Raw genomic sequence first — 24,218 nt, forward strand, 5'->3', positions numbered from 1 at the left:
CAGCTCGCTCCGCCGCGAAATAACCGTTTATGGTTCGCGATTCGGTGGCGCACGGCGGACTGGTCGCATGTTCAACGCGCCGCTGGGCGATGTTCACCGATGATTTGCTGTTCACGTCGTAAAGTCTCCGCCGTGCGAATACGGCGATAAGTTTCGCGACGACACGAGGAGACGACAGCATGGCGACGGTGCATTTCGACCGGGTGACGCACCGGTATTCCGGTGCGCCGAGGCCCACCGTCGACGACCTGGAGCTCGAGATCGCCGACGGGGAGTTCGTCGTGCTGGTGGGGTCGTCGGGCTGCGGTAAATCCACCAGTATGCGCATGCTCGCCGGGCTGGCCGCGGTGCAGCACGGGCGCATTTTGATCGGCGAGCGGGATGTCACCGAGTTGCCGGCGCACGACCGCGACGTGGCGATGGTGTTCGGAAGCTACGCGCTCTACCCGAATCTGACCGTCGCCCAGAACATGGGTTTCGCGCTACGCGACGCGGGCGTGAACGAGGCCGACGTTCAGGTTCGGGTCGACGAGGCCGCGAAGCTGCTCGAGCTCGAGGATCTGCTGGAGTGCAAACCCGCGAAACTCTCCGAAGGGGAACGCCAGCGCGTCGCGATGGGGCGGGTGATCGTGCGCAGACCCCAGGTCTTGTGCATGGACGACCCCTTGACCGACCTGGACGCCGGGCTGCGGGTCAGCACCTGGCCCCAGATCGTTACCCTACAGAAGCGCCTCGGCACCACCACCCTCTACGCCACCCATGATCAGGTCGAGGCGATGGCCGTGGGTGACCGGGTCGCCGTGCTCCGCGAAGGCAGGCTCCAGCAGATCGCCGCCCCGCGCGATCTCTACGACGACCCGGTCAACACGTTCGTCGCGGGTTTCATCGGCTCGCCCGGCATGAACCTGCTCGACGCCCCGGTGCACAACGACGCCGCGATGCTCGACGACCTGCGAATCCCCTTGCCGCGCAGCGCGAAACCGGGCGCCCGCGTCGTCCTCGGCATCCGTCCCGAATCCTGGGCGGTCACCAGCGATTCCGACGCGAGCGTGACGATCACCGCCGAGCGCGTCGAAGAACTCGGCGCCGAATCCTTCCTCTACGGCCACGGCGCCTCCGAGGGCTGGAGCAGCCGCACCGGCAAAGTGGTAGCCCGCGTCGACCGCCGCTTCCGCGCCGCCCTCGGCGCCCCGCTGCACCTGCGGCCCAAGCCCGACGAAATCCTCTTCTTCGACGCCGAGACCGAAACCCGCCTTCGCTGAATCTTTTTCGGCGCTACCAGATCTTCACGCGTTCGGCGGGCTCGAGGTAGAGAGCGTCGCCGGGGCGGACGTCGAAGGCTTCGTGGAAGCTGTCGATATTGCGGACGACGGCGTTGCACCGGAATTCGGGCGGCGAGTGCGGATCGACGGCGAGGCGGCGGATGGCCTCCTCGGTGCGGGCCTTGGTTCGCCAGACCTGGGCCCAGCCGTAGAAGACGCGCTGAAGTCCGGTGAGTCCGTCGATGACCGAGGGCTCGGCGCCCTTCAGCGAGATCTTGTACGCCTCGAGGGCGATGGAGAGCCCACCGAGATCGCCGATGTTCTCGCCGATGGTGAATTCGCCGTTGACGGTGTGCTCGTCGGACAGCTCCTTCGGGGAGAGCACGTTGTACTGGTCGATCAACGCCTTGGTGCGCTTGGCGAATTCGGCGCGGTCGGCGTCGGTCCACCAGTCGATCATGTTGCCGTCGCCGTCGTACTTGGCGCCCTGATCGTCGAAGCCGTGGCCGATCTCGTGACCGATCACCGCGCCGATGCCGCCGTAGTTGGCCGCGTCGTCGGCGTTCATGTCGAAGAACGGCGGCTGCAGAATCGCCGCGGGGAAGACGATCTCGTTCATGCCCGGGTTGTAGTAGGCGTTGACCGTCTGCGGGGTCATGAACCACTCGGCCCGGTCGACCGGTCCGCCGAGCTTGTTCAGTTCGCGATCGTGCTCGGCCGCGTAGCCGCTGCGGTAGTTGCCGACCAGGTCCGCGGGATCGATGACCACGGCGGAGTAGTCGCGCCAGCGCTCCGGGTAGCCGATCTTCGGGGTGAACTTCTCCAGTTTGGCCAGCGCGGCCTTCCTGGTGTCCGGACCCATCCACGCCAGCTCGGAGATGTTGCGGCGGTAGGCCTCCTGGAGATTGGCGACCAGCTCGACCATCCTGGCCTTGGCCTCCGGCGGAAAGTGCTCGGCCACATACAGTTTGCCGACCGCCTCGCCGAGCAGTTCCTGAACCAGGGACACACCGCGCTTCCAGCGCTCCCGGTTCTCCTGGGCGCCCGTGAGCGTGCGGCCGTAGAAGTCGAAGTTCTCCTCGACCAGTTCTTCGGTGAGATACGCCGCGCGCGAACGCAGCACACGCCACGCCGCCCACGCGCGCCAGTCGGCGAGATCCGCCTCGGCCCAGGTCTGCGCGAAGGTGCGCAGGTAGGAAGGCTGGCGCGCCACCACCTCGGCGAACAATTCCGCGACCGGCTTGTCGACGCCCTCGGCAAGCGCCGAAGCCCAGGCCTGCCAATCGAATTCGGGGTTCTCGGCGACCAGCGCGTCGAACGTGACGAGGTTGTAGCTGCGTTCGGCATCCCGGCGGCGAACTACGTCCCAGTGGCCCGCGGCCAGCTTGCGCTCCAGTTCGAAGACCCGCTGCCCGATCGAGTCCAAGTCCTCGGGCAGCAGCGCGGCGATGCGCGGATCGGCGGCGGCGAGCGCGAACATGCGGCCGATGTGCGCGATGTACTTGGTACGGATCTCGGCGAATTCGTCCTGGCGGTAATAGGACTCGTCGGGCAGGCCGATGCCGGACTGGGTGGCGTGCACCAGGTAGCGGGTGGAGTCCTTGTCGTCGGTGTCGACGTAGAGGGCGACCGCGCCGCCGACACCGGTGCGCTGAAGCCGCCCGAGCAGCGCCGCGAAGGCGCCGCGGTCGGCGACCTCGTGCACGGCGGCGAGTTCGGCGGAAATCGGCGTGAGCCCGGCGGCGGCGACGGTCTCGGTGTCCATGAAGCTGGAGTACAGGTCGCCGATCTTGCGCGCGTCGCTGCCCGGCTCGGCGCCCGCGGCGGCGGCATTCTGGATGATGGCCTGAACGTCCAGCTCGGCCTGGTCGTACAGCGCGCGGAACGCGCCGTCGACCGCGCGGTCGGCCGGAATCCGATATTCGTCCAGCCATTTGCCGTTGACATGCGCGAACAGGTCGTCCTGCACGCGCACGGCGTCGTCGAGGTGGGACAGGTCCAGGCCGGACGGGCTGATCGGTTCGGAAGTCACGATCTCCAGTATGCCGAGTGGACGCGGTGTCGCGAGGTGATCGTGGCGGGGCTGCGGCGAGTTCACGCAGAGTGAACCCCGGCCGCGCGGGCGACCGGGGTGGGCGGTCAGGCGGGGAGGATGATGCGGTCGAACTCGCCGTCGTGCGCGCCGGCGAGGAAGGCTTCCCACTCTTCGGGGGTGTAGGTGAGGGCGACGTCGCCGTGGCGGAGCGTGGTGGTGCCGTCCGCGGCGGTGTGAACGACCAGATCGGTGTGCGGTCGTCCACTGGTGAGCAAGGTCAGGAACGAGGTCCATGCGCTCGCGGTGACGGTGATGATGGGCTCTTCGGCGGGGCGGTTGGCCGGGTTGCGGCGGTATTTGCTGTCACGGATGAGCACCGCATCACCATCGAACCTGACCTCGACGCATTGATTGCCGTTGTTCGATCGGGTCGACGTGAACCAGCCGGTGGAGCCCGGCGGGCAAGCGGTGGTGGCCATGGGCAGGATTTTACCCGAGCGCGTGCCGCCTGATCAGGGCCAATGACTCGTCACGGGTCAGCGATTGCTCCAGCGCGCGCAGGTAGGCGAAGCTCAGATCGCGCACCAGATCGGGGTCGTCGACCGCGCCGCCGAACACCGCGCTCTCGGCCCAGCCGAAGGTCGGCAACTGCACGCCGGCGAAATCGAGCAGGTGGAAGCTGCAACCGCCGAGGGTGGCGCCCGCGGTCGCGGCGAACGGGATGACGCGCACCTCGACGGTGTCCAGCTCTTCGATCAGCTTGGCCAGGTGCTCGAGCTGACCGTGCAGCACCGCGGGGCCGCCGGTCTGCTGCAACAGCGCGGCCTCACCGATGACGGCGGTGAGTTCTACGCCGTCCGGTCCGCGCAACCGATCCTGCCGACGCATGCGGATGGACACCAGCTGTTCGACCTGCACCGGACGGATCATCACGTCGGCGCTGATGAGCGCGCGAGCGTAGGCCTCGGTCTGCAGCAAACCCGGCACGATGAGGCTGTCGTAGCTGCGAATGCTCTGCGCTCCGTGCTCCATTCCGTACAGCCGCTGCAGCTCGGGACCGATCAGCGCGGAGGACTTGGCCCACCAGCCGCGCTGCTTGCTCGCGTCCAGCAGGGCGAGCAGCTCGGTGCGCTCCTCGGCGGTGACTTCCAGCAGCTCGAGCACGGGACCGATGGTGTTGCCGGTGAGCACGCGCCTGCCCTTCTCCACGTGCGACCAGTTCGCCGGGGTGAAGCCGACCCGCTTGGCGAAGGTCGCGGAGTCGAAACCGCGCTGCTCGCGCAGTTCGCGAAGGCGCAGCACCAGTTCCCAACGCGCGACAGTAGGCGAGACGGGTGCCATGACACGCGATGCTACGCCTGGGCAACACGCCAGCGTGTGACTATTGTCAACCTGATTGCCCAGGACTAGGGTCGACACCAGCGGCCGATTCACCCGTCACGTTCACTACGCATCGAGGCGAGGTTCGTCATGAGCACGTTCCGCACCGAATCAGGCAGTCACGGCCCCCTCGGGACACCGGACGCCTCGCCATCACACGCGGCCCAGGAGTACTCGGCCACCCAGGACGCGTTCGCGCGCTGCCGCCACTACCGCAAGGACAACGGTCTCTACGCCGTGGTCGATCCGGCGCTGGGCCGCATCATGCTCGAGGTCGGCGCCGTCGGCGCGGTCGTCATGCCCGCCTCGCTCGGCGCCGAAGTGCGCGCGCTGCTCACCGCGGGCGGGCGACGCGGCGGCCCGATCATCGCGCATCCGCGTTCCGGCCGCTGGACCTTCCTGACCGGGCCGACCGACAACTCCTACCTGGACATGGCACTCTTCGCGGACCTGTTCCGCGTCTGCGCCTCGGTCGCCCTGCCGGGCAGCACGATCGTGCTGCCCTCGCCCGCCGACGAACACAGCGGCTACCGCACCTGGGTCGCGCGGCCGGATATGGACTACCGACCGGAGCTACCCGAGGTGATCGCCGCTACCAGGACCGCGGCGATCCCATCCAAAGACAAGTGAGTTCGGCTACGGCGTCGGCCGCGGCGTCAGCGTGACGCTGAAGCGGTCCTCGATGTTCTGGTTCCACTTCCGCTCGCACTCGTCGATCTTGGCCTGATCGTTGCCCGCCTTGTCCAGGCAGTCGATGAAATCCTTGCCGCCGGAATCGACGAAGAAACTCCAGCCGACGATGGCGATGAGGATCGCGCCGATCAGCGCGAGCACGCTCAAGATCAGACCGGTGACGGCCATGCCGGTGCCGCCCGCGGTTCCCTTGCGCGCCTTGACGAACGCGATGATGCCGAAGATGAGTCCGAACAGCCCGAACAGGACGCCGCCGAGGATGGACCAGAAGGTGAGCAGCGCCAGGATGCCGAGCACCAACGCGGTGATGGCCAGGCCCTTGCCCTTCGGCGATTCCTGCCAGTAGGCGCCCTGCCCCGGCGGCGGATATCCGCCGGGTGGCGGCGGATACTGCCCGGGCGGCGGGTATTGGCCGGGCGGGGGATATTGCGACATGGACTTCCTCTCAGTCGGTGCCGCTGGGGAACTCGCTGGCGGGTGCGCTGCGCGGCGGTCGCCTACTGATCGCGCTCCCTACGCTCGGATGTTAATAGGACAAACCGTACGGTGGACCGCTCATTGCCCGCCGAGTCGCGCGTGCATCTCCCAGACCAGAACCTCCGCCGGACCGTGCGCGGTGATCCGCTGACCGCCGCTGCGCGTCAGCCGCACGGCGTCGCCCTCGTACAGCGGACCGACGCCCTCCATCTCCACCTCGCCGCGGGCGACGAACAGGTGCAGGTACGGCGCGTCGGGCAGGTCGATCACCTCCGGTTCCGCGCCGGGCATGCGGGCCACGTGCAGCGCGGAGTGGCTGCTGTTGATCGCGATCGCGGCGCGGTCGCGGTAGCGCGGCAGGCCGGAGGCCACCGTGACCAGACCGCCGCCCGCCAGCTCGTCATCGATTTCCAGCTGCTGGTAGCCGGGGGTCAGGCCCGGTTCGTCGGGCACCACCCACATCTGCACGAAATGCACGGGCTCCTGGTGCTCGGCGCTGTCGTCCAGCCGCCAGGAGTCGTTCTTCTCCGAATGCAGGATGCCGGTGCCCGCGCTCATCCGCTGGGCGAGGCCGGGGTAGATGACGCCACTGTGGCCGAGAGAGTCCTGGTGCACGAGGCTGCCGCCGAGCACCCAGGTGACGATCTCCATGTCCCGGTGCGGGTGGGTGTCGAAACCCTGCCCGGGCAGCACGATGTCCTCGTTGTTCACCAGCAGCAGGCCGTGATGGGTGTTCTCCGGGTCGTAGTGCTCACCGAAGGAGAACGAATGCTTCGAATCCAACCAGGACACCCGCGTTTTCATGCGGTCGCCGCCACGGTGGATATCGATGTGCGGCGTCGTGAGTGTGGACATCAGGGTCCTCCTCTCTCCGACCGTGCACCGATCACCTTTCAGGGTAGGAGCACTCGAGGTCGCGGTACTCCTGATTCCTAGTAAATTGTCCTGCACTCGGCATTTTACGCGAGCGACCAGCGGGTGAACGGCAGGCGAGCAATACCTACCGGTGCGGTGAAGCGGGGACGGGACACGTAGGGTTACCGGCGACGGAGCCCCTTCCCGACGGCACCGAGTTCGAAATACCAAGCGCACCAACGGAATCGGAGGTGAGAGCCGAATGCGACCGGAAGCGCTCGATCGCATCGAGCGACAGCTCCGCGCCGAGGCGCGCCGCGACGGCATCAGCGACTTCGTGGTCGGTGTCGCGGTCTTCCGCGACCGGAAACTGCTCGTGGTCCGGCGGGTGCCCGACGACTATCACGGGGGCATGTACGAACTGCCGGGCGGCGGCGTGGAATCGGGGGAGACCTTCGCCGAGTGCGTGGCGCGGGAGCTGTTCGAGGAGACCGGGCTGCGGGTGCGCAGCATCACCGAGTTCCTCGGCGGCATCGATTACGCCACCCGCACCAAGCCGCGGGTGCGCAAGTTCAGCTTCCTGGTGGAGGTGGAGCCGGGCGAGGTGGCGCTCGCGCCGGGCGAACACGACGCCTTCGCCTGGATCGACGCGAGCGCGCTCGACGAACTTCCGATGACGACGGATATGCGGGCGGCGGTCAGTTCCCTGGTCAGCTCGGGCTGAGGAACAGGGCACAATCAAGGCGGTGTCGATCGGTCGCCAAGAGAACAGCCCGCCCGCCGACGCGCCGCGCGTTTCGTTGCGCACGGCGCTGCGCGAGAGTCCCGGCGTGCTGCGGTTGGCGATCGTGCGCTTCGCCGGACAGTTCGGCGACGGGATGTTCCAGGCCGCGCTCTCCGGGGCGATTCTGTTCAACCCCGAGCGCGAGACCGATCCGCTGGCCATCGCCGCGGGCTTCGCCGTCCTGCTGCTGCCGTATTCGCTGATCGGACCCTATGCCGGTGCGCTGCTGGACCGCTGGGACCGGCGCGCGGTGCTGCTGGTGGCGAACGTGCTGCGCGGCGTGCTGATCGGCGTGACGAGCGTCGGGCTGGTCGCCGGGATCGCCGAGCCGCCGCTGCTGTTGCTGGCGCTGGCCGTGGTCGGCATCAGCAGGTTCGTGATGGCGGGCGTCTCGGCGGCGTTGCCGAGGGTGCTCGCGCAGCAGTGGCTGGTGCCGATGAACTCGGTGCTCGCCACCGTCGCCTCCGGGTGCGCCGGCGCGGGCGCGGCGATCGCGGTGGCTGTCATCGGAGGAATCGGGGCGGGTGATTTCGCTTCCGCCGTCGCCGTCGCGATGAGCGGAGTGGGTTCGGTGCTCGGCGCGTTGCTCGCGGCCGGGTTCCGGCACGGCGTGCTCGGCCCGGAGGACGGCAGTGCGGTCCACGAGGGGACCGTGCACGCGATCCTCACCGGGTTGCGCACCGGCGCGCGGGCGGTGTGGCAGTCGGTCTCGGTGACCACGGCGATGGTCGGCATCGGCACGCACCGCGTGGTGTTCGGCGCGAACACGCTGATCATGGTGCTGGTGTTGCGACAGGCTCCCGAGGGCTCCGGTCTGAGCAGCGGCCTGATCGGGTTCGGTGTGGCGATCGCCGCGACGGCGGGCGGCATGCTGGTCGCCGCTGTCGTCGCGCCGCTGGTGATCGCGCGGTTCGGCCGTTCGCGCACGGTCGTCGCCGGGCTCGTCGCCGCGATGATCGTGCAGCTGACCTTGGTGACGCCGATCGCCGTCGCCGAGGCGGGCGCGGCGGCCCAGCGCGCGTATCAACTACTGCTCGTGGGCGCCTTCCTGTTCGGGCTGGCCGGGCAGACGATCAAGCTCACCGGCGACGCCACCATGCAGATAGATATCGATGACGCCCGGCGCGGGCAGGTGTTCGCCCTCCAGGACACGGTCTTCAACATCGCGTTCGTCCTGGCCATCGCACTGGCCGCGCTGGTGGTCCCGGACGACGGGCGATCGCTGCCGGTGGTGGTCGCGGGCGCGGTCGGGTACGGGGTGGGAATTCTCGCGATCGCGTTGAACAGCAGGCGGCGGGCCCGGGGATAAGACTGCCGGGCTCGCGTGCGGACGCGGGTCACCGCGACGCCGCTCGATCCGAGATGGCTTGACCGGTCTGCCAGCGGCCTGGCGCACGCTCGAGCTTCAGGACCTTGTGGGCAGGCGGCGCCGCCCACTGGACGCGCGGGCCGCCCGTCTTGGGTCCGGCCGATTCGGCTTCCGGGCGGTTGCGCGGCACCGACAAGGAGCGATCGGCGCGTTCTGCGAACGTGCTGGCCGAGGCGTCCGTGGAGCGGCCGCGCACCGATCAGAGCTCGTGTGTCGTCGCGGGTGGTTCGGTGATCGGCGTGCTCTCCGTGGCCAGCGGGACCGCGGCCGGACGGGCTGGGCGGTCGGACCAGAGCGGGTGCTCGGCGAGCGGTGCCGAATCGTGCGGTTGCTCGGGGAGATTGGGCGGAGTCGTCTGCTCGAGCGGAGGCGGATGCCCCGGCGCGGGATGATCCAACGTGCCGCCGTGAGCGGTCGGCGCCGGTGGGATCGGGTAGTCGGCCAGCGCTTCGGTGACGACCGGGGCGGCGGCATTCTGCGGGGCGGTGAGCGGATCCGGGCCGGTGCGCACGATCCAATCGAGCGGTTCGCTGCCCGCGTCGGCGGCCGAACCGGTGATCTGGTGGTTCCAGGTGCCGAGGTCGGTGGGGTCGGTATAGAAGTGGTCGAGCACCCCGTCGTCATCCAGGTCCAGCGCGGCGACGTCGGCGATGCCGGTGCCGTGCGAATCCCACAGCGCGTCGTCGGCGATACCGTCGCCGTCGAAATCCAGTTGGATGGCGTCGGCCGTGCCGGTGCGGGCCAGGTCGAGATCGGCGGGTGACGACCAGACGTGGACGGCGCCGTCGCCCGTCCCGAAGCCGTACTCGATGTCGTTCATATCTGCTTGGACGCGACCGGCCCGGATCCGGTTCCCTCGCGATTGGCGATCGGCACCGCACGGCGCCCGGCCGCAGGCCCTCGGTTCCGGTAAGTTGATCACGCTGCGACCGATTCGACCAGGGAGTCAACAGGTATGGGAGCGATACCGAGGAAGCTGGAGTCCCCAGCGCTCTTCGGTGTGTTGCTCGCGGGTGTGCTCTCGGTCCCGGCGCCCGCGCAGGCCGCACCGCACCCGTGGGCGCCGCCGCCGGTGAATCTCTGCGGCGAAACAGGATTCGATCCGCTGGCCCGCGAGCCCGATCCGAGCCTGCCGCCGCCACCGCCGATCGTGGTGCCGCCGCAGATCGACATCCCCGTGCCGATCCCGGAGATCACGCCGGTTCCGGTGCCGGACCCGCAGCAGGACAAGACCAGGATCGTCCCGGAGCCGCTGCCCGAGGATCCGTGCCGCAACCCGTGCCCCGACATCCGGGACACCCCGAAGCCGGATATCGAAGCGGCGGACCCGGAGACGCCCGAGGCTCCCGCTCCCGGCGGCACCGGATCGAGCTCCGGCAGCGGCAGCGGTTCCGGCTCCGGCAGTGCGGGCTCCGGCAGTGCGGGCTCGGGCAGTGCGGACTCCGGCAGTGGTTCGGGTTCGGGCAGCGGTTCCGGCGAGGGCGGAATCCAGTTGCCGCGCATCGAGTTCCGTCCCGAGATCGAGCCGATCCCGATTCCGGTGCCCGGCGGTCCCGGCGACGAGCCGCAGCCCGCGCCGCCGCCGGTCGTGCACCCGATCGAACCGGGACCGGTCGCCGAGGCCGTCGTCGCGCCGCGGGTGCGCAAGACCGAGCTGGTCGGCCAGGTCACCGGGCACGGGTCGAACAACCGCACCGATATGCGCTGGCAGGTCGACGGCACCGACCTCGGCTTCATGTGGGAGACCAAGCCGGGCGAGGTCGCCGTCGTCTTCGGCGACACCTTCGGCGAGGGCTGGGTGACCGGCGGCGCTGGCGGCCCGGACTGGCGAAGCAACGTGCTCGGCTACAGCACCGACCGCGACCTCTCCGACGGCTTGACCATCGACACCATGGTGCAGGACAGCCGCTGCCACGCGGCGGAGATCCTGAGCAGCCGCAAGATCAAGAACTGGGAGACCACCGTCATCCCGACCTCCGGGTTCGCGATCGGGAAGCGCCAGTACCTGAGCTACATGTCGGTGAACAGGTGGAGCCGCGTGCCCGGCATGTGGTTCACCAACTACGGCGGCATCGCCTACTCCGACGACAACGGCAGCACCTGGACCAAGGATCAGCACGCCAGGTGGGACAACCTCTTCGGCACGGGCCGCTTCCAGGTCGCGGCCATGGTTCCGCAGGGCGACTACGTCTACATGTTCGGCACGCCCAACGGCCGGGTCGGCGTGGTCGGCTTGGCCAGGGTTCCGAAGAACCAGGTGCTCAACAAGACCGCTTACCAGTACTGGGTGAACGGCGCTTGGGCCCCGGTGATCGAAAACCACGCGACGCCACTGTTCCTCGGCATCGCGAGCGAGGTGTCGGTGCGCTACGACGAGGCCACCGAGAAGTGGCAGATGGTGTATCTGGATTCGGCGCAGGGCGCCATCGTGCTGCGCGAAGCCGCCGCGCCGCAGGGCATCTGGACCGACACGGTGCCGCTGGTGAACACCTCGGACTACCCGAAGGCCTACGGCGGTTTCATCCACCCGTGGTCCTCGAGCCGGGATTTGTACTTCACCATCTCGGCCTGGGACACCTACAACGTCTACCTGATGCGCGCCGACCTCGGCAGACCGAAGTGATTCAGCCCCGCAGAAACCGCAGTCGCTGACCGGGTCTGGCCTGCGCCACCGCGTCGACGTCGGCATCGAGTACCACCGCGATCACCGGGTAGCCGCCGGTGACGGGGTGGTCGGCGAGAAAGACCACCGGCTGGCCGCTCGGCGGCACCTGAACCGAGCCGAGTGCCATACCCTCCGTGCGCAATTCACCGGTGATCCGCCGACGCAGCGCCGGTCCGCCGACGCGGTCGATGCGGGCGCCGACGCGGTCGGTGTCGGGGGAGACGGCCCACTCGGCCGCGAAAAGCGCTGCGGCATCCTCGAACCAGTCGTCACGTGGGCCGAGCAGCGCGCGCACCGTGACGAGTCCGCCGGGTGGCGCGTCGACCGGCGCGACGTCGACGAGCGGCAGCTCGCGCGGAACCGGCCCGATCGGCAGCCGATCGCCCGCGCGCAGTGGTTCCGGTCCGATGCCGGACAGCGTGTCGCGGCTGCGCGAGCCGAGCACCGGCGCGACGTCGACGCCGCCGCGCACGGCGACGTAGCAACGCAACCCGTTCGCCGCGAATCCGAGCCGAAGGGTCTGTCCCTCTTCGATTTCCAGCACGCTGGCGTGGCCGACCGGGACGCCGTCCAGCACCGCTTGGGCGGGCGCGCCCGCGACCGCGACGGTGTGGTGCCGCTCCGCGCGCAGCACCAGCCCGCCGAGCAGTACCTCGATCGCCGCGGCGTCCTCCTGATTGCCGACCAGGCGATTGGCCAGCCGCAACGACGCGCGGTCGGCCGCGCCCGAGACCCCGACGCCGGAATCGAACCAGCCGGGGCGGCCGAGATCCTGGATGGTGGCCAGCGGACCGACCCACTCGACGAGCATCATTCGGCCACCTCGAAACGAACCAGCCCGCCCGCCCTGATCAGCGCGGGCGGATCGCGGTCGACGTCCCACATCGTCAGATCGGTGCGGCCGATCAACCGCCACCCGCCGGGCGTACTGCGCGGATAGACCGCCGAGAAGCCGCCCGCGAGCGCGACCGCACCGGCCGGTATGGACGTGCGGGCGGTATCCCTGCGCGGCACCGTGAGTCTCCCGTCGGGGGACTCGAGATAACCGAAACCCGGTGCGAATCCGACGAACGCGCAGCGCCACACCGTGCCGGTGTGCGCGGCGATCACTTCGTCCTCGGTCATGTCGAGCAACTCGGTGACATCGGCCAGGTCCGCGCCGTCATAGCGCACCGGGATCACCAGCGGCTCGGGAGAGACGTTGTGCGGCAATGTTCCACGGGAAACATCGCCCGAATCATCCTGCTGCTGGAGGCTTTCCAGCAAGGCGCAGATCTCGCGGCGCACCGACTCGGCGGCATCGGCGGAAGCCAGGGTCACCAGAACGGTTTCCGCGGCGGGCAGCACGTCTTGCACGCCCTTCGGCGCGCTGACGCGCAGAGCGTCGGCCAATCCGGCGGCGCGAGCGGGTTCGTCGGGCGTGACGAGCAGCGCCCGGTCTCCGGCCGCGCGAATATATTGCTGCCAGGGCGATTTCGGATCTCTCATATGGCGCTCCGATTACCCGAACGACGCGACCGGCACACCCGATTCCGCGAGCGCGGCGCGAATCCGCCGTGCCATCTCCACCGCGGCCGGAGTGTCACCGTGCACGCACAGGCTGGCGGCGGACACCGCGACCTCACCGCCATCGATGGTCCGCGCCTTGCCCGTCGCCGCGATCGAAATCGCCTGGGTGACCGCCTCGTCGGCGTGCAGCACCGCGCCGGGCAGTCCGCGCGGCGCGAGCAGGCCGGTCGGCGTGTACGCGCGGTCGGCGAAGCCCTCGCCGACGAACCGGACCTTCGCCTCGGTAGCGGCCGCCTCGAGTTCGGTTCCGGACGGGCCGAGCAGCGCGAGCTCCGTGTCGTACTCCGTCATCGCGGTCAGCAGCGCCTCGGCCAGCTCCCGATCCGCCGCGGCCGCGTGATAGAGGGCGCCGTGCGGCTTCACGTAGCGGACCCGGTCGCCCGCGGCCTTGGCGAAGGCGTCGAGCGCCCCGATCTGATACAGCACCTCGTCGCGCAGCTCGGCCGGCGCGACCGCGATCGCGCGCCTGCCGAAACCGGCCAGATCCCGGTACCCGACGTGCGCGCCGATCCGCACCCCCTTGCGCACCGCCGTCGCGCAGGTGGCCCGCATGATCGACGGATCGCCCGCGTGGAACCCGCAGGCGATGTTGGCGCTGGTCACGATGTCGAGCATCGCCGCGTCGTCGCCCATCGTCCACGGGCCGAAGCCCTCGCCGAGATCGCTGTTCAGATCCAGCGCCATCGGTGTCCTCCCGCCGTCCAACGTGCGTGCCCGTGACATTCTCGTCCTCGAGCGCCACACGAGACAAAGAATCGGCAGACCGGCACCGCGGCGCCCGCCCGCGCGGATGGTCGCACTGCTCGGCGGCAAGTACTCTCGGAGCATCATGGCCACGTATTTCGATCCGAAGTCATGGTCACCGCTGCGGGCCGTCGACTTGGGCAAGCGCCTCTTCGACCAGTCCTGGCTGGAGCAGTGGATCGCGACGACCACCTCATGGGTGGATCCCGTGGTGGACCTCGGCTCCGGCACCGTCACCGCGCTGATGCCGGACGTGCTGATGACGGTGCTCAGCGAAGGCATTCTGAGCCGGTTCGGCGGTCAAGAGGTGCACGCCACACTGCTCGGCCACGAGGTGAACGCGACACTGCAGGTGCTGAAGGTGCGCAGGCGCGGGGCGCACTTCCAGACCAAGACGGTGTTGTCCCGGCTGAGCTGGGACGAGCATCCGATCGAGGCGGTCACGGTGATCGCGCACGGTGTGCGGCTGATCCCCGGGGTTCCCACCAAGTTGCGAGCCGCCCAGCTGGACCTGGAGGGCACCGTCACCACGACGTCCCTGGTCGGCTGGCTGAACACCCAGCCGCTGGACTGGCGGCTGAGCGTGCACGAGAGCGGGCTGATCCGGGCCGAGCACCGAAGACGCAAGCTGACCGCGCTGGTCGACGCCGCGGTCGAGAACAACCTGCTCACCATCGAGATCCACCGGGCCAACTGGCTCGGCCTCCGGATACCGCGGCGGATGATCACCGCGCCAGCGATCCTGCTGGAGAACCTGCCGCGGCATGCGCGCATCGCACAGGCCGCCCGGGATGGCGACCTGGTGCGGTTCCGGGTCGACCTGCCCGAGACGACCGGCTCGTTCGATCTCGCGCAGATCCGCGACGCCATCGTCGCGGGTACCACGCTCATCGTCTTCTGAGCGCGGAAAACCCTTTCAGCTCTGCGTCTTCCACCATTCCAACAGCGCCGCCTCGGCCTCGTCGCGGGTCATCGGGCCGCGATCGAGGCGCAGCTCCTTGAGATAGCGCCAAGCCTTGCCGACCTCGGGACCCGGCCGCAGGCCGAGCAGCTCCATGATCGCGTTGCCGTCCAGGTCGGGGCGGACCTTGGCCAGGTCCTCCTCCTGCTGGAGCCGCTCGATGCGGGCCTCGAGGTCGTCGTAGGTGGCGCGCAAGGCGGCGGCGCGGCGCTTGTTGCGGGTGGTGCAGTCCGCGCGCACCAGCTTGTGCAGCCTGGGCAGCAGCTCGGCGCCGTCGGTGACGTAGCGGCGCACCGCGGAATCGGTCCACTGACCCTTGCCGTAGCCGTGGAAACGCAGGTGCAGGAAGACCAGCCGGGCCACGTCCTCGGTGAACTGCTTCGGGTACTTCAGCGCGCGCATCCGCCTGCGCACCATCTTGGCGCCGACCACCTCGTGGTGGTGGAAACTGACGCCGCCGCCCGGCTCGTTGCGCTTGGTGTCCGGCTTGCCGATGTCGTGCAGCAGCGCGGCCCAGCGCAGCACCAGGTCCGGGTCGCCGTCCTCCAGATCGATGGCCTGCTGGAGCACGGTCAGCGAGTGCCAGTAGACGTCCTTGTGCTGGTGGTGCTCGTCGATCTCCAGCTTCATGGCGGGCACCTCGGGCAGCACCCGCTGCGCCAGACCGGTCTCGCACATCACGTTGATGCCGTCGATCGGATGCGCGCCACCGATCAGCTTGTCCAGTTCGGCGCGCACCCGTTCGGCGGTGATGCGATCGATCTCCTCGGCCATCGCCTCGATGGCCGTGCGCACCCGCGGGGCGAGTTCGAAACCGAGCTGGGAGACGAAGCGGGCGGCCCGCAGCATGCGCAGCGGATCGTCGTGGAACGAATCCTCCGGCGCCGCAGGGGTATCCAGCACTCCGGCCAGCAGGGCATCCATGCCGCCGAGCGGATCGACGAACTCCAGCGAACCATCCGCGGCGATCTTCACCGCCATCGCGTTGACGGTGAAATCGCGGCGCACCAGGTCGCCTTCCAGGTTGTCGCCGAAGGTGACCTCGGGATTGCGCGAGACCCGGTCGTAGGTGTCACTGCGGAAGGTGGTGATCTCCAGCTGTTGATCGTCCTTGGCCGCGCTGACCGTGCCGAACGCCAGCCCGCCGGTGTCCCACAGGTGATCGGCCCACCCGCGCATCAGCTCCTGTACCTGCTCGGGTCGCGCGCTGGTGGTGAAGTCCAGATCGGTGCCGAGCCGCCCGAGCACCGCGTCGCGCACGCTGCCACCGACCAGATAAAGCTCGTGCCCGCGCGCCGCGAACAGTTCACCCAGTGGCGTCAGCACATCGGCGAGTCCGCCGAGGGTGACCGCCGCCGCGGCAAGCAACCGGGTACGCCGATCCTCGGAAGGCAACGGGGCTGGATCGGTCACTTGCGCATCCTCGGACTTGGACGAAACCACGAAGCAGCAGCTTACCGAGGCGGGAAAAGCGGAATTCGGGCAAGGCGCTGGCGTGGTGCGTGCCGTGCGCGCCAGGGCGGCAAATCCAACACAGTAGGATTGCTTGGTGTCTCCGGCCGATCGCGCGAACAGTCGACGCCGCCAGCCTCGGCGCCGCGGTTCGGCGGCCAACGCGGCGAAACCGCGTATGCGCACGGTACGGGAGACTTCCGCGGGGGGATTGGTCGTGGACGGTCTGGACGGACCGAGCGATAAACGCAGCGCCGCCTTGATCGGTCGCACCGATCGTCGCGGCCGATTGCTGTGGTCGTTGCCTAAGGGTCATATCGAGGAAGGCGAGACGGCGGAGCAGACCGCGATCCGTGAGGTGGCCGAGGAGACCGGCATCCACGGCGTGGTGGTGGCCGAGTTGGGCAGTATCGATTACTGGTTCGTCACCGAGGGCCGCCGGGTACACAAGACCGTGCATCATTATCTTTTGCGTTCCGTCGGCGGTGAGTTGTCCGATGCCGACGTGGAGGTCACCCAGGTCGCGTGGGTTCCGTTGAGCGAGCTGGATTCTCGGTTGGCCTACGCCGACGAGCGACGCTTGGCCGAGGTCGCGAACCGGTTGATCGACCGGATGGAGACCGGCAAGCGATGACCCAGACTTTTCGGCATCGCACTGCGATTCCGTGGGGGGTGGTGGCCGGGCGACGGGTGGGCCTGTTCCGGGTCATCGTGGCGGTCCTGACCCTGATCGGTTCGGTGACGGCCGTGCCGGTGTTGCTCGCGGTTCCGGCGGACGCGCAGCCGACCGGGTCGAACAACTCGACGACGCCCAAATTCTTGAAGTTGTCGCTGGATTCGGTGACGCCCTCGGCGGTGACCACCACGAGTGATCCGCTGCTCACCGTCTCCGGCACGGTGACCAATATCGGCGACCGCGTCGTCGACGACATCAGCGTCCGCATTCAGCGGGCCTCCATGGTGTCGGCGCCGAGCGGGTTGCGTTCGGCGTTGCGGCTGGATCAGGTCAACTACGAGCTGACCGGTCCATTCGAGGATGTGGTCGAGCGGCTCAGTCCCGGCCAGCGCAAGCAGTTCACGTTGAGCATTCCGCTGCGCTCCGGCGGCGACACGTCGTTGCAGATCGATGAGCCCGGCGTGTATCCGCTGCTGTTGAACGTCAACGGCGAGCCCGCCTACGGCAGCCAGGCGCGGCTGGACGACGCCAGGTTCCTGCTGCCGGTGCTCGGCCTGCCGCCCGCCGGGCCGGACGCGCCCGAGCCGGTGCACGCGCCGACCGACGCGCCGGTGGCGACCACGTTGCTGTGGCCGTTGGCCGACCGGCCGCGGCTGGTGGCCGGTATGCCGGGTTCGGTGAACGGGAACGTCGAGCTGACCGACGACGAACTCGCCGCGTCGCTCGGCAAGGGCGGTCGGCTGGAACAGCTGCTCGGCGCGCTGGAGTCGGCGCTCGGCACCGGGCCGAACCGGGAACGCGGGCTGGCCTCGGCGGTGTGCGTCGCCGTCGACCCTGATCTGCTGCTCACCGTGCAGGCGATGACCAGGGGCTACCGCGTCCTCGCCAGCCCATCCGATCCGGACGGCGCGACCAGGGAGGGCACCGGCGCCGAACACGCGCAAGTCTGGCTGGACCGGTTGCGCGCGCTCGCCTCGTCGGTGTGCACGGTGGCGTTGCCGTTCGCCCAGGTGGACGTGAACGCGCTGGCTGCGGTGAACGATCCCGAACTGTCCGCCCGCGCGTTGGACGCGCCCGCGGAGATCATCGATTCGATCCTGGCCACCCGCTCGCTGCGCGGCGTCAGCCTGCCCGATTCCGGCAGTATCGACGTGAGCGGCGCAACGTTGTTGCGCGGCCACGGTTTCGGCACCGCCGTGCTCGCCGACACGGCCGCGGTCCCGGTCGGCCAGGCCGATGCGGTGGATTTCAGCAGCAGTCGCGGATCCGCGATCACGACGGACGCTCCGGAAACGGCGGCGCCGGAGATGATCCGGTTGCCGGGGGTCACCGCGCCGACGCCCGAGCAAGCACCTCCGCCCGCCGATCCTTCCGCGCCGCCCGCCGCGCGGCCCGCTCCAGCGAAGCTCGACCCCGCGCTGCACGCGGCGACCTTCGACATCTGGTCGGCGACGGCGCTCGCCGCGGTCGGCTCGAATCCGCCGACGCCCTCGTTCACACCGGACCGGGTGCGCTACGACGTGACCAACGACTCGCGCGCCGCCCGCCTGCAGGACGCGTTGGGCGCGGTCTCGTGGAGCGCGCTGCACCCGGAACCGGGCAAACCGCGTTCGCTGCTGCTGGTCCCGCCGCAGCAGTGGGGCGCCAACCGGGACGAGGCCGCCGCGCTGCTGCGGCAGCTCGACCTGCTGGTCAAGAGCAATCTCGCGACGCCGCGCCCGTTCGCGGACCTGCTCGCGCTGCCACCGGACCCGCAGCCCTACGAACTCGACTACCTGCCGCAGGCCGCCGAGGACGCGGTGCCCGCGCGGTTCGTCCTGCCGACGCGCGAGCAGGGCCACCGGATCACCGAGCTGATGCGAGCCCTCGTCGACGTGCCGGAGATCGAGCCGACGCCGCGCCAGTTCCTCACCCCGCTGCGCGACGACCTGATCCGGGTGCTCTCGCTCTCCGATCGCCGCACCGGCAATGCCACCCAGCCGGACACCTTCGCGCAGCGGCGGCTGGACCAGACGACGCGCACGATGAACAACCTGTACCGGTCGGTGACGGTGCTTCCGCCGGGCGGTGTGTACACCCTGGCCTCGGAACAGAGCCCGTTGCTGCTGGTCGCGCGCAACGATCTGCCGGTCGCGATCCGCATCAGGTTCCGCATCGAGGCGCCGGCCGAGACGAACATCACCGACATCGGCGAACAGCAGCTGCCGCCGAAGGGCACCCGGTCGTTCCAGATACCGACCGAGGTCAGCGACAGCCGCAACCTGGTGATTCCGATCTCGCTCGCCACGCCCGACGGTGTCGCGCTCGGCAACGCCACTTCGGTCTCGGTGCGTTCGAACGCCTATGGCCAAGCCTTGGCCATAATTACGGCATGTGCCGGACTGCTGCTGTTCCTGTTGGCCGGGCGTCGGCTGTGGCGGCGCTTCCGGGGCGAGCCCGATCCCGCCGACGAGGGTTTCGACCCCGGCATCCGGCGTCGGGTCAACAGGTACCGTCGGGCGCGCATGCGAGTGCTGCGTGAAGAGGGACAGGGGCACGATGAGGGATGATCGATCCGATGCCCTCACCGTGCGGGACAATCGGTGGACGTCCGCGCCCGCTTCGGAGCGCGGGCGGGTACCAGCACGACGGGGGAGGCTCGATGGGCGAAACGCCGATCGGGCATGCCGGATGCGCAGGTCCGGTACGACACAGGAGGCATGATGAGCGACGATGATTTATCCGCTCATCGGCCTCGACCTGATGAACGACCTGACGGGCCGCCTGCCCGCCGGGCGCCCGCCGCGCCTTGGGAACGGGGGATGCGGCCGCAGAGCGAACCGCAGGAGGATCCCGGCATGACGCACCGGGACCCCTACGGCGAGTACCCGAGGGTGCCTCGGGTCAGCCGCCCGTCCGGACCGCCGCAGGGCGGTCGGACGGCGCCGCCCTCGGGCCCGATGCCCGCCCAGCGCGGACCGCTTCCCGGCCAGTCCGGCCCCATGCCCGCGCAGCGCGGACCTGGCGGTCGTCCGCCCGTGCCGCCGCAGCGGCCCGGCTCCGCGCCGCATCCCGGTCAGCGCCAGTATCCGCCGCAATCCGGCGGGCCGCGTCCCGCGCCGCCCGGGCGCCCCGTACCGCCGATGCCATCGGCCCCGCCGCCGACACAGCGTCCTCCGGCACCGGCAGAGGGCAGGCAGGCGCCGCCCAGGGCGCCGCACGGCCAAGGCGAGCCGATCCCACGGACCCCCGCGCCGCCGCAGCGGTTCGCGCCGCCGCCCAAGTACGCGCCGCAGCAGCCGAACCCCGCGCCGCTGCGTGGCCGACCCGCGGCCGCGGTACACGACACGCCGCCGCCCGCCAATCGGCCGCGCACCCAGGAGTGGGCCGTCACCGAGGCCGAGCCGGAGCCGACCGAGACCAAGGAAAGCACGAACTCCCGGCTGCTCAGGGACTCCGGCTCGATCGCGATCGCGACTCTGATCAGCCGCATCACCGGTTTCGGCAAACAGTTGCTGCTCGCCGCGGTGCTCGGCCCGGCGATCGCCAGTGCGTTCACCTCGGCGAGCCTGATCCCGAACATGATCACCGAGCTGGTGCTCGGCGCGGTGCTGACCGCGATGGTGGTTCCGACGCTGGTGCGCGCGGAGAAGGAGGACCCCGACGGCGGGGCGGCCTTCGTCCGGCGTCTGGTCACCGCCGCCTTCGTGGTGCTGATGGGCGCGACACTGCTGGCGACGGCCGCCGCGCCGCTGCTGGCGACGCACGTCTTCGTGTCCGCCGACGGCAAGGTCAACACCCAGCTGACCACGGCGCTGACCTTCTTGCTGCTGCCCGCGATCCTCTTCTACGGCATGTCGGCGCTGTTCACCGCGATATTGAACACCCGCCAGGTGTTCAAACCCGGTGCGTGGGCGCCCGTGCTGAACAACATCGTCATGCTGGCGGTGCTCGGCCTCTACGCGGTGACGCCCGGTGAGATCACGCTCGACCCGGTGTCGATGAGCGATCCGAAGCTGCTCGTCCTCGGCGTCGGCGTCACGCTCGGCGTGTTCACCCAGGCGGCCGCCCTGCTGCCCGCGATCCGCCGCGAGGGGATCGACCTGCGCCCGCTCTGGGGTGTCGACACCCGGCTCAAGCAGTTCGGCATGATGGGCGCGGCCATCATCCTGTACGTGCTGATCAGCCAGGTCGGCCTGGTCTTCGCCAACCACGTCGCCTCGACCGCGGACGAGGCGGGCCCGGCCATCTATTCGCTGGCCTGGCTGCTGCTCCAGCTGCCCTACGGCGTCCTCGGCGTCACGGTGCTCACCGCGATCATGCCGCGCCTGAGTCGCAACGCGGCCGAGGGCGACACCCCGGCCGTCGTCGACGACCTGTCCGTCGCGACCCGCCTGACCATGATCGCCCTCTTCCCCGTCGTCACCTTCCTGACGCTCGCCGGGCCGCAGCTGGGCGAGGCGCTGTTCGGATACGCGCGCTTCACCGGCGACGCCGAACGGCTCGGCTACGCCGTCAGCTGGTCGGCCTTCGCGCTGATTCCCTACGCCCTCGTGCTGATCCACCTCCGGGTGTTCTACGCGCGGGAGCAGGCGTGGACGCCGACCTGGATCATTCTCGGCATCACCGCCGTCAAGATCGCCCTGTCGGCGCTGGCGCCGTTCATCGCCGACAACAGCGATCAGGTCGTCATCGTGCTCGGCGTCGCGAACGGCCTCGGGTTCACCGCGGGCGCCATCATCGGCGGCTACCTGCTGCACCAAAGTCTCGGCGACCTGCGGATGGCCAACGTCGGGCGCACCGTCACTCGGGTCGTGCTCGCCTCGGTCGCGGGCGGCGCGGTGATGCTGATCGTGGACAAGGTGCTCGGCCTCGAGCGGCTGTCGGAGTCCATGGGCGGTCCCGGCTCGCTGATCCGCGTGATCATCACGGCCATCGTCATGTTCGCGACGGCGTTCGGGCTCATGCGGCTCGCGGGCATTCCGGAGATCGTCGCCATCACCGTGGCCATTTCCCGGCGCCTCGGCATCACGCCGCCCGCACCGGATCTCGACCTCGACGGACCGGTCGAGGACGAGTACGCCACGCAGGTGTTCCGCAGGCCCGATCCGTACATGTACTCGGGCTTCGACCCCTACCTGGACTCGCAGGCCACGATGGTCTTGCCCGTGATCAGACCGGATGCTGTTGACCGCACCGGGCGGGGTGAGTTCCCGTACCCTGTTCGGCAGAGAAGCACAAGTGGCGAGTTCGCCGGAACTTCGACATATCAGGGCGAAGGAGGAATGAGGGTGAGCGACGACGCGGCGGTGGGCGGCGTCCCAGCCGCCGATCCTTCTGCGACCAAGGCCGGCGGCCTGTCCACCGACCACCCGCCCGCCGCGGAGAACCCGTCGGACCCCCAGCATCCGCACCCGGGACCCGACAGCCCGCCCTCCGCCGACGGCCACGGCCCGCGCGAGACCCAGCATCAGGCGCCGCCGCGCGACCCGATGTACGACACCGGAATGATCCCCATTCCGCAGCTGCCGCCCGCCGGAACGGAGGCGACGGGTGCGCGTCGAACTCCGCGCGGCCCCAAGCTGATTCCGGGCGCGTCGGTCGCGGGCGGTCGATACCGTCTGCTCGCCAGCCACGGCGGCGCGCGCGGGCTCAAGTTCTGGCAGGCCCTCGACATCAAACTCGACCGCGAGGTCGCGCTCACCTTCGTCGACGCCGACCAGAAGGCCACCGACAACTCCGGCCACGACGGTCCGCAGGCCATCCTGTCGCGCACCCTGCGGCTCGGCCGCATCAATTCGCCCGGTCTGGCCCGCGTTCTGGACGTGGTGCGCGGCAGCTCCGGCGGCATCGTTGTCGCCGAGTGGACACCCGGTCGCTCGCTGCGCGAGATGGCCGAGACGGTGCCCTCGCCGATCGGCGCGGCCCGCGCGATCCGGGCGCTCGCCTCGGCGGCCGAATTGGCCCACCGCGGCGGCGGTTCGCTGTCCATCGACCATCCCGACCGCGTGCGCATCAGCGCCTCCGGTGACGCCGTGCTGGCCTTCCCCGGCACGCTCGGCGATTCCGACGCCCAGTCCGACGTGCGCGGCCTCGGCGCCATGCTCTACGCGCTCATCACCGCGCGCTGGCCGATCCGCTCCGGCGGCCTGACCGGCACCGCGGCCACCGTCGGCGGGCTGCGTCTCGCAGACTTCGGTCCGGACGGAACGCCGGTGGAGCCGAGGCAGATTCGGCCCGAGGTGCCCTTCGAGATCTCCGCGGTCGCGGTGCGCTCGCTGGAGTCGAACAAGGGCGTGCGGACCGCGGCGACCGTCCAGCACGTGCTGGAGCAGGCCTCGGTCGTCGACCAGAAGACCGACTTCATCCCGGTGCTCCGCCTCGGCCAGCGCGCGCAGCCGCCGAACGCCGACGATTCGCTCGCCGATCCGGAATTGCTCGCCGCGGAACGCGAGCGGTCGCAGCGGATGATGTGGATCATGGTCGGCCTCGGCATTCTGGCCGCGCTCGTGGTCGGCATCGTGATCTGGTGGATGGTCAGCGTTTTCGCGCCAGGGGCGTCCGACGCGCCGATCGACGAATCGCGCAACATCGGTCTGACCACCAACAGTTCCGTCTCGCCGACGACACCGGCCGGAGCGGTCCCGAGCAATCCTGCGTCCGGCGGCGTGCCCGTCCCGGTGACCAACGCGACCGTGTTCTCGCCCGAGGGCACCCCGGACAACGTCAGCGGCGTCGGCGCGGTGCTGGACGACGACCCGGCCACCGTCTGGCGCTCCGATCAGTACTTCCAGCAGTTCCCGGCCCTCAAGAAGGGGGTCGGTCTGCTGGCCACGCTGCCGAGCCCGGCGAAGCTGACGAACGTGTCGATCACCTCGCCGAGCCCCGGTACGTCCGTGGAAATCCGTACCTCGCCGACGAATTCGCCGACGTTGGACCAGACCCAGCTGATCGGCGCCGCCCAGCTGGCCGACGGAGTCACCGAAATCCCCGTGACCGCGGACCAGTCCGCGCGCTACGTGCTCGTCTGGATCACCGGTCTCGGCAACTCGGGAAACCAGTTCCAGACGACGATCGCCGATCTGCGGTTCGACGCCGCGCCCTGATCGCCCGCGTCGAATTCCTCCCGCTCCCTGCTTGATTGGGCGCCGTCGGACGAAGTCCGCCCGCAGCCCGCGCACGTGGTCTTGTTGCTGCCACTTCGGCAGTCCCGATATGATCGGCTCGCGCTCTCGGCAGGGGAGCTTCCCGGGACCTGGTTTTTTCGATCCCGGATGCTGCGAAATATCTACGGCGATGGTCTTTTTGGGCTGTCGT

The 24,218-nt window shown here is 69.5% G+C and carries 19 protein-coding genes; 9 read left to right on the forward strand and 10 right to left on the reverse strand.

Features of this window, described 5'->3' with window-relative positions:
• The first annotated feature begins 179 nt into the window (after positions 1-179).
• A complete protein-coding gene (locus T333_RS02760) occupies positions 180-1,262 on the forward strand; it encodes an ABC transporter ATP-binding protein (protein WP_496423590.1) in 1,083 nt (360 codons plus the stop codon).
• Between the two features lie 13 nt (positions 1,263-1,275).
• On the opposite strand, the gene T333_RS02765 is transcribed toward T333_RS02760, so the two are convergent.
• The 3 genes from T333_RS02765 to T333_RS02775 all read right to left on the reverse strand — a co-directional run bounded on the left by T333_RS02765 (position 1,276) and on the right by T333_RS02775 (position 4,638).
• Positions 1,276-3,303 carry a M13 family metallopeptidase gene (locus T333_RS02765; protein WP_496424124.1) on the reverse strand — a complete coding sequence of 676 codons (2,028 nt, stop codon included), beginning with the start codon at positions 3,301-3,303 and terminating at the stop codon, positions 1,276-1,278.
• Between the two features lie 98 nt (positions 3,304-3,401).
• Positions 3,402-3,776, reverse strand: coding sequence for a DUF397 domain-containing protein (locus tag T333_RS02770; protein WP_354998315.1), 375 nt, complete (start codon positions 3,774-3,776; stop codon positions 3,402-3,404).
• Positions 3,777-3,786: 10 nt separating this feature from the next.
• A complete protein-coding gene (locus T333_RS02775) occupies positions 3,787-4,638 on the reverse strand; it encodes a Scr1 family TA system antitoxin-like transcriptional regulator (RefSeq protein WP_354998314.1) in 852 nt (283 codons plus the stop codon).
• Positions 4,639-4,767: 129 nt separating this feature from the next.
• On the opposite strand from T333_RS02775, the gene T333_RS02780 reads away from it, so the two are divergent.
• Positions 4,768-5,307 (forward strand): hypothetical protein, encoded by a 540-nt coding sequence (locus T333_RS02780; protein ID WP_354998313.1) that lies wholly within the window; start codon positions 4,768-4,770, stop codon positions 5,305-5,307.
• A 6-nt stretch (positions 5,308-5,313) separates the two neighbouring features.
• On the opposite strand, the gene T333_RS02785 is transcribed toward T333_RS02780, so the two are convergent.
• Together T333_RS02785 and T333_RS02790 are read right to left on the reverse strand one after the other, a co-directional pair.
• A complete protein-coding gene (locus T333_RS02785) occupies positions 5,314-5,805 on the reverse strand; it encodes a DUF4190 domain-containing protein (RefSeq protein ID WP_354998312.1) in 492 nt (163 codons plus the stop codon).
• A 120-nt stretch (positions 5,806-5,925) separates the two neighbouring features.
• Positions 5,926-6,702 (reverse strand): pirin family protein, encoded by a 777-nt coding sequence (locus T333_RS02790; RefSeq protein ID WP_496423591.1) that lies wholly within the window; start codon positions 6,700-6,702, stop codon positions 5,926-5,928.
• Between the two features lie 262 nt (positions 6,703-6,964).
• Between T333_RS02790 and T333_RS02795 the strand changes: the two genes are divergently transcribed.
• Both T333_RS02795 and T333_RS02800 read left to right on the forward strand, forming a co-directional pair.
• A complete protein-coding gene (locus T333_RS02795; protein ID WP_357245583.1) occupies positions 6,965-7,426 on the forward strand; it encodes an NUDIX hydrolase in 462 nt (153 codons plus the stop codon).
• 22 nt (positions 7,427-7,448) lie between these two features.
• A complete protein-coding gene (locus tag T333_RS02800; RefSeq protein WP_496423592.1) occupies positions 7,449-8,795 on the forward strand; it encodes an MFS transporter in 1,347 nt (448 codons plus the stop codon).
• Positions 8,796-9,054: 259 nt separating this feature from the next.
• Here T333_RS02800 and T333_RS02805 read toward each other — a convergent pair whose 3' ends face one another.
• A complete protein-coding gene (locus tag T333_RS02805) occupies positions 9,055-9,675 on the reverse strand; it encodes a hypothetical protein (protein WP_496423593.1) in 621 nt (206 codons plus the stop codon).
• Positions 9,676-9,810: 135 nt separating this feature from the next.
• Between T333_RS02805 and T333_RS02810 the strand changes: the two genes are divergently transcribed.
• The gene (locus tag T333_RS02810) at positions 9,811-11,478 is read left to right on the forward strand and encodes a glycoside hydrolase family 183 protein (protein ID WP_496423594.1); all 1,668 of its coding nucleotides are present in this window, start codon (positions 9,811-9,813) and stop codon (positions 11,476-11,478) included.
• 1 nt (position 11,479) lies between these two features.
• Here T333_RS02810 and T333_RS02815 read toward each other — a convergent pair whose 3' ends face one another.
• From T333_RS02815 to T333_RS02825, 3 genes are read right to left on the reverse strand one after another with little or no spacing between them, the layout of a single operon-like run.
• On the reverse strand, positions 11,480-12,334 hold the full coding sequence (locus tag T333_RS02815; RefSeq protein WP_496423595.1) for a 5-oxoprolinase subunit C family protein: 855 nt from the start codon (positions 12,332-12,334) through the stop codon (positions 11,480-11,482).
• Entirely contained in the window at positions 12,331-13,008 is a 678-nt protein-coding gene (locus T333_RS02820) for a 5-oxoprolinase subunit B family protein (RefSeq protein WP_496423596.1), read from the reverse strand. The genes T333_RS02815 and T333_RS02820 overlap by 4 nt, the downstream gene beginning before the upstream one ends.
• A gap of 12 nt (positions 13,009-13,020) precedes the next feature.
• On the reverse strand, positions 13,021-13,773 hold the full coding sequence (locus tag T333_RS02825; protein ID WP_496424125.1) for a LamB/YcsF family protein: 753 nt from the start codon (positions 13,771-13,773) through the stop codon (positions 13,021-13,023).
• A gap of 145 nt (positions 13,774-13,918) precedes the next feature.
• Between T333_RS02825 and T333_RS02830 the strand changes: the two genes are divergently transcribed.
• Complete coding sequence (locus T333_RS02830) at positions 13,919-14,734, forward strand: hypothetical protein (RefSeq protein ID WP_496423597.1); 816 nt, start codon at positions 13,919-13,921, stop codon at positions 14,732-14,734.
• A 15-nt stretch (positions 14,735-14,749) separates the two neighbouring features.
• Here T333_RS02830 and T333_RS02835 read toward each other — a convergent pair whose 3' ends face one another.
• On the reverse strand, positions 14,750-16,207 hold the full coding sequence (locus T333_RS02835; RefSeq protein ID WP_354998303.1) for a CCA tRNA nucleotidyltransferase: 1,458 nt from the start codon (positions 16,205-16,207) through the stop codon (positions 14,750-14,752).
• A gap of 136 nt (positions 16,208-16,343) precedes the next feature.
• Between T333_RS02835 and T333_RS02840 the strand changes: the two genes are divergently transcribed.
• The 3 genes from T333_RS02840 to T333_RS02850 all read left to right on the forward strand — a co-directional run bounded on the left by T333_RS02840 (position 16,344) and on the right by T333_RS02850 (position 24,007).
• The gene (locus T333_RS02840; protein ID WP_067834794.1) at positions 16,344-16,880 is read left to right on the forward strand and encodes an NUDIX hydrolase; all 537 of its coding nucleotides are present in this window, start codon (positions 16,344-16,346) and stop codon (positions 16,878-16,880) included.
• A complete protein-coding gene (locus T333_RS02845) occupies positions 16,877-19,471 on the forward strand; it encodes a DUF6049 family protein (RefSeq protein WP_496423598.1) in 2,595 nt (864 codons plus the stop codon). The genes T333_RS02840 and T333_RS02845 overlap by 4 nt, the downstream gene beginning before the upstream one ends.
• Positions 19,472-20,044: 573 nt before the next feature.
• Complete coding sequence (locus tag T333_RS02850; RefSeq protein ID WP_496424126.1) at positions 20,045-24,007, forward strand: murein biosynthesis integral membrane protein MurJ; 3,963 nt, start codon at positions 20,045-20,047, stop codon at positions 24,005-24,007.
• The last annotated feature ends 211 nt before the right edge of the window (positions 24,008-24,218 follow it).

The organism is Nocardia sp. CNS-044, assembly GCF_059570515.1.

Excerpts from the sequence above, each read along its gene's own strand:
- T333_RS02795 (WP_357245583.1), top strand. The coding sequence starts at position 6,965 with ATGCGACCGGAAGCGCTCGATCGCATCGAGCGACAGCTCCGCGCCGAG.
- T333_RS02850 (WP_496424126.1), top strand. The coding sequence starts at position 20,045 with ATGCCATCGGCCCCGCCGCCGACACAGCGTCCTCCGGCACCGGCAGAG.
- T333_RS02810 (WP_496423594.1), top strand. The coding sequence starts at position 9,811 with ATGGGAGCGATACCGAGGAAGCTGGAGTCCCCAGCGCTCTTCGGTGTG.
- T333_RS02830 (WP_496423597.1), top strand. The coding sequence starts at position 13,919 with ATGGCCACGTATTTCGATCCGAAGTCATGGTCACCGCTGCGGGCCGTC.
- T333_RS02790 (WP_496423591.1), bottom strand. The coding sequence starts at position 6,702 with ATGTCCACACTCACGACGCCGCACATCGATATCCACCGTGGCGGCGAC.
- T333_RS02770 (WP_354998315.1), bottom strand. The coding sequence starts at position 3,776 with ATGGCCACCACCGCTTGCCCGCCGGGCTCCACCGGCTGGTTCACGTCG.
- T333_RS02815 (WP_496423595.1), bottom strand. The coding sequence starts at position 12,334 with ATGATGCTCGTCGAGTGGGTCGGTCCGCTGGCCACCATCCAGGATCTC.
- T333_RS02820 (WP_496423596.1), bottom strand. The coding sequence starts at position 13,008 with ATGAGAGATCCGAAATCGCCCTGGCAGCAATATATTCGCGCGGCCGGA.
- T333_RS02760 (WP_496423590.1), top strand. The coding sequence starts at position 180 with ATGGCGACGGTGCATTTCGACCGGGTGACGCACCGGTATTCCGGTGCG.
- T333_RS02845 (WP_496423598.1), top strand. The coding sequence starts at position 16,877 with ATGACCCAGACTTTTCGGCATCGCACTGCGATTCCGTGGGGGGTGGTG.
- T333_RS02775 (WP_354998314.1), bottom strand. The coding sequence starts at position 4,638 with ATGGCACCCGTCTCGCCTACTGTCGCGCGTTGGGAACTGGTGCTGCGC.
- T333_RS02785 (WP_354998312.1), bottom strand. The coding sequence starts at position 5,805 with ATGTCGCAATATCCCCCGCCCGGCCAATACCCGCCGCCCGGGCAGTAT.
- T333_RS02805 (WP_496423593.1), bottom strand. The coding sequence starts at position 9,675 with ATGAACGACATCGAGTACGGCTTCGGGACGGGCGACGGCGCCGTCCAC.
- T333_RS02780 (WP_354998313.1), top strand. The coding sequence starts at position 4,768 with ATGAGCACGTTCCGCACCGAATCAGGCAGTCACGGCCCCCTCGGGACA.
- T333_RS02825 (WP_496424125.1), bottom strand. The coding sequence starts at position 13,773 with ATGGCGCTGGATCTGAACAGCGATCTCGGCGAGGGCTTCGGCCCGTGG.